8 protein-coding genes are annotated in these 7,892 nt (G+C 30.6%); 5 read left to right on the forward strand and 3 right to left on the reverse strand.

Annotation, left to right across the window (positions count from 1 at the left end):
* Window positions 1-285 (forward strand): 23S rRNA (uracil-5-)-methyltransferase RumA (locus VK071_01865; GenBank protein ID HLR34055.1); only part of this gene is annotated, 285 nt, incomplete at its 5' end.
* A gap of 379 nt (window positions 286-664) precedes the next feature.
* Here VK071_01865 and VK071_01870 read toward each other — a convergent pair.
* Both VK071_01870 and VK071_01875 read right to left on the reverse strand, forming a co-directional pair.
* Window positions 665-1,531 carry a LysR family transcriptional regulator gene (locus tag VK071_01870; protein HLR34056.1) on the reverse strand — a complete coding sequence of 289 codons (867 nt, stop codon included), beginning with the start codon at window positions 1,529-1,531 and terminating at the stop codon, window positions 665-667.
* A 589-nt stretch (window positions 1,532-2,120) separates the two neighbouring features.
* Window positions 2,121-3,233, reverse strand: a complete 1,113-nt coding sequence (locus VK071_01875; protein ID HLR34057.1) for a transposase — start codon at window positions 3,231-3,233, stop codon at window positions 2,121-2,123.
* A gap of 285 nt (window positions 3,234-3,518) precedes the next feature.
* Here VK071_01875 and VK071_01880 point away from each other — a divergent pair, with 285 nt between their 5' ends.
* The 4 genes from VK071_01880 (at window position 3,519) to VK071_01895 (ending at window position 6,395) form a co-directional block, all read left to right on the forward strand.
* Window positions 3,519-3,659, forward strand: a complete 141-nt coding sequence (locus tag VK071_01880; protein HLR34058.1) for a hypothetical protein — start codon at window positions 3,519-3,521, stop codon at window positions 3,657-3,659.
* 184 nt (window positions 3,660-3,843) lie between these two features.
* A complete protein-coding gene (locus VK071_01885; protein ID HLR34059.1) occupies window positions 3,844-4,050 on the forward strand; it encodes a hypothetical protein in 207 nt (68 codons plus the stop codon).
* Between the two features lie 526 nt (window positions 4,051-4,576).
* Entirely contained in the window at window positions 4,577-5,614 is a 1,038-nt protein-coding gene (gene mtnA / locus VK071_01890; protein ID HLR34060.1) for an S-methyl-5-thioribose-1-phosphate isomerase, read from the forward strand.
* A 13-nt stretch (window positions 5,615-5,627) separates the two neighbouring features.
* The gene (locus VK071_01895) at window positions 5,628-6,395 is read left to right on the forward strand and encodes an S-methyl-5'-thioinosine phosphorylase (GenBank protein HLR34061.1); all 768 of its coding nucleotides are present in this window, start codon (window positions 5,628-5,630) and stop codon (window positions 6,393-6,395) included.
* Window positions 6,396-6,684: 289 nt separating this feature from the next.
* Here the strand turns inward: VK071_01895 and VK071_01900 are convergent.
* Window positions 6,685-7,892: carbon starvation CstA family protein (locus VK071_01900; protein ID HLR34062.1), on the reverse strand; the 1,208-nt coding region annotated here is incomplete at its 5' end.

Below are 7,892 nucleotides of genomic sequence, written 5' to 3' on the forward strand. Positions count from 1 at the left end.
GTGCTTGAAGCAGTGGACAATCTAGAAGAAAAACCAGATTTAATAGTAATAGATCCACCAAGAGATGGAATCCACCCTAAGGCGATCAGTAAGATAATCGACTTTAGGCCTGAAAGATATGTTTATGTAAGTTGTAATCCAGTTACCTTGGTCAGGGACTTGAAGGTGTTCAGCGAGAGAGGATATAGGGTTGAGAAGATGAGGTTAATGGATATGTTTGTTGGGACTACACACGTTGAGAGTATAATTCTGATGACGTATTGTGGTTCAGAGGGCGAAAAGTAGAAGTTGACCACAACATATAGTGGTTTAAGGACGGAATTTGGGTCAAAAATCGGTGAAAAAACACCGTTTTTTGACCCTTAAAAATAGGCTAAAATATAGATGACATTGGATAATTACAGTTATGATAGATGATAATTAACAAAATTAGGTTGATAAATAGATGGATGATTTATATACTATAGATGAACATAAGTAGAATTATATTCAGGAAGCATGCCAGCAAGGCTAGCCCTTACAATGGAGATATATCAATGCGTAGGGGCATACCTTTGGTCGCCCGTTCAATGACGCATCACTTATATAAATCTAAAATTAAATAAAGAAACCCAAAGAGGCGAAGTCTTCGGTCAACTTATGATCGATAGTCTTCGCCTCTTTTTTATAAGAATGCTGCTCTACAATAATCAATGAAACGTTTAGCAGCTGGCGAAACCGTTTTTATTGAATGAAAAGCAATACCGAGGCTAACAGCTTGAGCTGGTTCTAAAGGCAGTTTTACCACATCCGCTTGCCAATTCTTTGTGGTAAGTTCGTTCATTATACTCATACCCAATCCTTGTTCGATCATTGATATAGCAGCAAAATTCTCCACTGTAGATAAAGTAATTTTGGGAGTTAGTCCATGGTTTTGTAGTAGTTCGAGTATATCTATATCTTTCCTTAATCCTGGCATAATAAAGTTTTCTTGATTGCACATTTCAATAGGGTATGATTTAAGATGTGCCATAGGGTGATTTGGTGGTAAAACAGCTATCATCTGATCATCGACCAAAGATATCCATTTATATTCCATAGGAACTATATAGCTTATAAATGCTATATCAATTTCCCTATTGTCAAGCCACTGTGTAACTTCCTGGCGAATACCTTCCATCATTTGAATTTTAATATTTGGATAATTGAGCTGAAAATGTTTAATTAACCATGGCAACCAGTGGATTGCTATACTGGAGTATGTACCTATCTTTATCGTTCCGGTAATTAACCCCTTAATCTCAGAGGCAAGTTGATAAATATGTTCTTCCTGTGATAAAAATTCTCGAACGGCAGCTAATATTGTGAGGCCATTGTCTGTAGGCCTAACACCCTTATTATCTCTTATTAAAAGGGGAAATCCCATGTCATCTTCAAAAGCATTGACAAGTTGGCTCACACCAGAGGGTGTATACTCTAATACTTCCGCCGCTTTTGAAAAACTGCCATATTCAACTGAAGCCATAAATGCTTTGCATCTTGAAGTTTCCATAATACACCTCTTGTTTTAAGTTTTACTATATACAGATATTATATATTGTAGTTTTACTTATCATTAATATTATTGTATAGTAAAGTTAAAGAAAATACAATCATATTTATTAGATAGTTGCAGAATGTAAATTTGAAAATATTTAGTGTTATCCACAATTAGAAAACTTAAAACTTCAATAAAGCATTTAAACTATCAGACATATACAAAAAAAGACATAAGAAACTAAAGGTTAAATTTAACCAGTTAAATTTTTTGATTCTATGTAGAAATCAAGCTATTAGATTTTTAATAGCAAGTGGTTTATCTGAATTACCAGTTCTAAAAATAAGAATAAAAGCAATTAACTGAGAAATACATGCAAGCAATACATCTGATTTTAAAGATATTGTATTTCTAACTTTAGAAGTTTTGATTTGTATAAAGTTTTTAATCTGAGAAATTGATCTTTCACAAATAGTTCTAAGCCTATATAGTTTTTGCCACTTAAGGCTATCACGAGGCATTGAAGAATTAAATCTGTAATTATGATGAATAGTAATGTTTTTAATCCTACCACATTTTGAAGGAGTACAAGGATTTTCACAACTTAAACATATTTAAGTTTACCACCAAAGTTGACCTTTTTAGACTTTGGGCAAAGATATTTAATTCTATCAGCTCTACCTTTTTCCCTTGTGATACCATCATAAACCATTGGTAAATCGGGGTCATTAGGACAAAGTGGGATACCAATTTCATTAAATCCAGGTTGAGGTAACCCTTGAGAATTACGAGGATTTAAGTTGATAATAGGCATAATGTTTTTCTTATGAAGATAAGCATAATTATCATCAGCATCAAATCCGGAATCACCTAAAAAGTAATTGTAATTAAATTTTGGATGCAATTGAAAAAAGGTTTCTAAAGAAGGAATTAAAGACTTAGAATCAAAAGAATCTTTAATATCCTGAGGCCTTAAACCTTGATCAAGATTGTTATCAGAATCATAAAAGTTAACATTCCTAACAAGTCCAAGAGCATTAGTGGAAATAATACATCTTAAAAAGTATCCAAAATGACCATTAAGATAAGTTAGCTTTGCATCTGCATTAGAAGAAGCAAATTTCGGCATTTGACCTTGTGCATACTTTTCAACATCGAATCCTGAATTAGGATTAGTCTTTGCAAGGAAATTAGAATAAGTTTTAGACTTTTTAAGTTGTGATTGATAAAATTTAAGGTTGTTTTCAGTAACGTAAGCTTCAATTCCAGTAGTATCAGTAATTAAAATAGAAGATAAAAAAGGATTAATAGCTTTAGAAATATCCTCAGTAAAATCAACTAAGTTGTTAAATAAATCATTAAAATTATCTAGAAAATCTGATTTAAACCTAGAAAATTGAGACTTATGAGGAACTTTTAAAAAACCACAAAACTGACGAAGCTCAGAAGAAATAGATAAAATTGTAATTAAAAGGTCAATAGAAGGAATAGATAAGATATTTTTAATAATAAAAGCATTAAGCATAGATTCAATTGAAAAGTCTCTTTTAGTACCAAACTTTGCATAATATTTTTGGTAAAAAGAAAAAGGGATAAAATCACTAATATTAATAAATTCATCAAGTAAAGAAAGTAAATTATCTTGATTTTGATTATAGAAAGCATTGAAGTTATTAGAAATATTGCAAAAGTTTAATTGTTTCGCTGAAACTGGCATAGGATTCTCCTTTCTTTCATTTTGAGTTATACACATCTTGTTAATGAATATATACCCAGAATGGGGGGAATCTAGCCATTTCAATAGATTAAAGAGTAGTAAATATGCGAGTTGTAGAGTTCTGCAACGAGCTAGACAATAATATACTATGGGGGGATATATTTAAAATATATAGAATTAACAAATGATAATGCAACAGAAGAAGATATAATAGAAGAAATAAGAAAGCTTGATGAGAAAGGAGTTATTACCACAAGTATATTAAAAAAGAGAGAAGAAAGAGGATTGGAAAAAGGAAGACAGGTAGAGAAAATAAAAATAGCTAAGAACTTGTTAAGAGAAGGAGCTGAAGTAGCATTAGTATTAAAAGCAACTGGCCTTTCTAAAGTAGAAGTAGGGAAATTGAAAAAAAGGATTAAAAATTAACATATTAGAATTAATAATATAGTATAGAACCTTATAAACTTCAAAACATTATGGTTTATAGGGTTCTTTTATTACCTTCCATAATATTACTCTCCTTAATTATCTTATTATTCATATCTATCTTGTAAGTTAATAACTATTATTATAAGATAAAAATAATAATATAAGAAAAGAGGAAACATATATGCGTTTAGAAGAAATTATAGGAATTATAAGAATAAATTTAGTATTGGGAGTAATAGGTGTTTTAGGAATACTAGTTATTTTTATATTGGGATTTTTTATTATATGTAAAGAATTATTAGGTGGTAAAAAGAAAATAGATAGAAGAAAATTTATTGTATGTAGCTCATTAGTTCCTTACATTTTCGGCATAAAGGGACTTCCATAAATATTAAATGTTCTTTCATTATTCTTCCAAAGAACAAGTTAAGTTGTAAAGATGCTCTAATATAATCCTCTCTTGAAGGCACAATAATCCTCCTTTCTTGATAAATAGTAGTAGCTATTAAATTATATTCATTAGGTTGATATACTGTCCATAAGTTTGAATTAGTTGTTAGTTTTATTTTATTGTTTAAAATAAATGTGTTTTAACATCATATGTAAAAAAATATTTGTCATAAAGCAAAGATTGACGGAATTTTCAATAAATGATATTGTGAGTTATGAGATATAAGACAAGTGAAATATGCAATAACGGAAATAATACCAACTTTTTTATTCCCATGGTTATTTTTAGCCAGAAATATTTAAATTTAAAATAAATAGAATAATTAAATGTTTTAATTAGATTTAAAATAGGTGGGCAATGAAAGGATAGTATTTTAAAAATGAAATTAAATTAAGAAATGATTTGAAGACTCCTAAAACAAGTAAGGGAGAATCTCTAATAAAAAGTTCAAGGGGGAAAAACTATGAAAGAAATAAGAACTATTGAATATAAAGATGGTGTATTGTACTTAATTGACCAAAGAAAACTTCCTACTATTTATGAAGTTTTTGAATGTAGAACTTATAAGGATGTGGATTTTGCAATAAAGGATATGGTAGTACGTGGTGCACCAGCTATTGGTGCAACAACAGCCTATGGTGTGGTTTTAGCGGCTAAAGAATTTATTAATGATGATAAAATTACTTTCTTAAAAAAGTTAGATGAAGCATTAGATGTATTGAATAAGTCTAGACCTACAGCTGTAAATCTTATGTGGGCTATAAAGAGGATGAGAGATTTAATAGAAGGGAATAGAGATTTAGAGGTAAAAGAGATATATGAAAAAATAATTAATGAGGCAAATGATATTTACCAAGAAGATATTAAGACAAATAAGACTATGGCTAAATATGGAAATGAAATTATAAAAGAGGGAGATACTATATTAACTCATTGTAATACTGGAGCTCTTGCTACTGTTCAATATGGTACAGCTTTAGGGGTAGTTAGGGAAGCTCATTATACTGGGAAAAATATATTTGTATATGCCGATGAGACGAGACCAAGGCTACAAGGTGGAAGACTTACTGCTTGGGAATTAGTCCAAGAGGAAATACCAGCTAAGTTAATTGCTGACAACGTGGCAGCTACTTTAATAAGAGATGGTAAGATAGATATTATTTTAGTTGGTGCAGATAGAATAGCTTCTAATGGAGATACTGCAAATAAAATTGGAACCTTTATGTTATCTGTAGTGGCTAAAGCCTATAATGTTCCTTTCTATATAGTAGCACCAACGACTACTATAGACTTTGATATTAAAACAGGAAAGGAAATAGAAATAGAGGAAAGAAGTCATGAGGAAGTTACTCATATAAATGGTGTTAGAATTGCTCCAAAAGGAATTGATGTTTATAATCCAGCCTTCGATGTAACGCCTAATGAGAATATAACTGGAATAATAACGGAAAAAGGTATTGTAAAACCACCTTTTAAGGCTAATATAATGAAATTAAAATAGGGAGGTGCCTAATGTGGAAAAGGCTATAATTGGAGGTACAGGAGTTTATGATGCAGGAAGTGATAGTTCTAAAAAAAGAGTAGAAACTAAATATGGAGAAGTAGAATTAGACATTTTAAAAATTGATGGCGAGGAAATTGTTTTCTTAGCTAGACATGGTAAGGATCATTCAGTTCCTCCCCATTTAATAAATTATAGAGCTAATATGATGGCCTTGAAGGAAATCGGAGTAAAATATGTTTATGCTACTGCTGCCGTAGGTTCATGTAATGAAAATTATAAACCAGGTGATGTTGTCGTAATAAGAGATTTTTTAGATTTTACAAAAACTAGATCAGTGACCTTTTTTGAAGGTGGAGATGAACCAGTAAAACATGTAGATATGTCTGAACCTTATTGTTCAAATTTAAGGGAAAAGTTTTATAGTATAGCTAAAAAAGAAGGATTATATATAGTAGGAAATGCAGTTTATGTATGTACAGAGGGACCAAGATTTGAAACAGCCCAAGAGATTAATATGTTTAAAAACTTAGGTGGTGATGTAGTAGGTATGACTAACGTACCCGAGGTAGTTTTGGCAAAAGAACTAGGTATGTGTTATGCAACAGTAGGAATAATTTCAAATTGGTGTACAGGTATGACTGAAGTTATAAATTTACATGATATCCAAGGTGCATTAGAGACAAATAAGGAAAAAGTAACTAAAGCTTTTATTAATGTATTTAAGGAAGAATTAAATCAAGACCAATGTAATTGTAATAATTCAATAGTTGAACTTTAAATATCAGCATACTAGAGGTATTATGTGAATAACAAAATTATCGCTCCGACATAAAAACTATTTTTTCAGCAAATATAAAGCTTTGCTATGCACTCTCGTAACCTAAGTTATAAGTTAGTGGCTAGGTTTTGTATATGCCATAGGTTTAAACTATTAATCAAATAATACTAATGATATTAAGCTTTTAATATTGATTAATTTGATTAATAAGTATATAGAAAAGAATTAAAGCAACTAAGAACCTACCTTTTATTGGTAGGTTCTTAGTTGCTTTATATTTTATTTACTTTTAAATTCTTTCTTTTTCTTTGGTTAAATGGGTTTTTGCTTCATTTAGAAGTATAATTGCAAGTATAAATAATAGTATGGAGAATATAACTAATGTTGGTTCACCACCAGATATATTATTTTTAATAATAATTAGTAAAGCTACTAAGGTTACAGCAAACATAAATACCATTGGTATTGTAAACATTTTATTATCTCTACCTAAATGAGCAAGCCATACTGCTAAAGCCATTAATGCTAATGCTGACAACAATTGATTTGCAGCACCAAATAGTGGCCATACAGCGTCCCAGCCTTTGAAAGCCAGGATTCCTGCAAGTATAACAGTTATTAAAGTAGCAACATAACGATTAGTAAGTGCAGATTCTTTATTTCCTTCCCCTTTATATTCTTCGAAGAACTCTTGGAATACAAATCTTGCTAATCTAGTTGAAGTGTCTAAACTAGTCATGGCAAAAGCCGATACTGCTAAGGCAGCAAAACTTGTTCCAACAGTTAAAGGAATTCCAAAGGTAGCCATGAAGTTTCCAATTCCATTAGAGAAAACATTAACTGGACCACCATCATTAAGTAAATTAGTAAATTCACCCTTAGTAATATATCCTGCTGTAATTATGGCTATTATAGCTATTATACATTCAATTAGCATACCACCATAACCAACTAGTTTTGCATCACTTTCTTTATCTAATTGTTTTGAAGTAGTACCTGATGCAACTAAAGAGTGAAAACCAGATATAGCTCCACAAGCTACAGTAACAAATAGCATTGGAAACATAGGATTATTACCTGGGTTAAAAGCTACAAAAGGTTCTAGTTCTAAACTTGGTCTAGCGATGAATATTCCTAAGATACCACCAATAGCTAGAGCATATAGCAAGAAAGAACATAAGTAATCCCTTGGTTGTAACAATAACCAAACAGGAGCAATACTAGCAACAAAAATATAGCCTAATAATATGAATATCCAAGCTCCTTTAGAAATTGATAATGGAAATTTCATACCGATCCATATAGATATAAATAGTAATATTACACCTATTATTGTAGTAGATGCTAAAGGAAGGTTCTTCCTATAAATTAAAAATCCAAATATTATTGCTAAAACTATAAACAATAAAGAGGAAGTTGCTGCTGATGGAACTTCTACAAAGGTATTAGCAGTAATATTAGTGAAAGCTGCAATAATTAGTAAAAGTGTAAGCCAAG

It is taken from the genome of Tissierellales bacterium, assembly GCA_035301805.1.
Lineage (GTDB): Bacteria > Bacillota > Clostridia > Tissierellales > DATGTQ01 > DATGTQ01.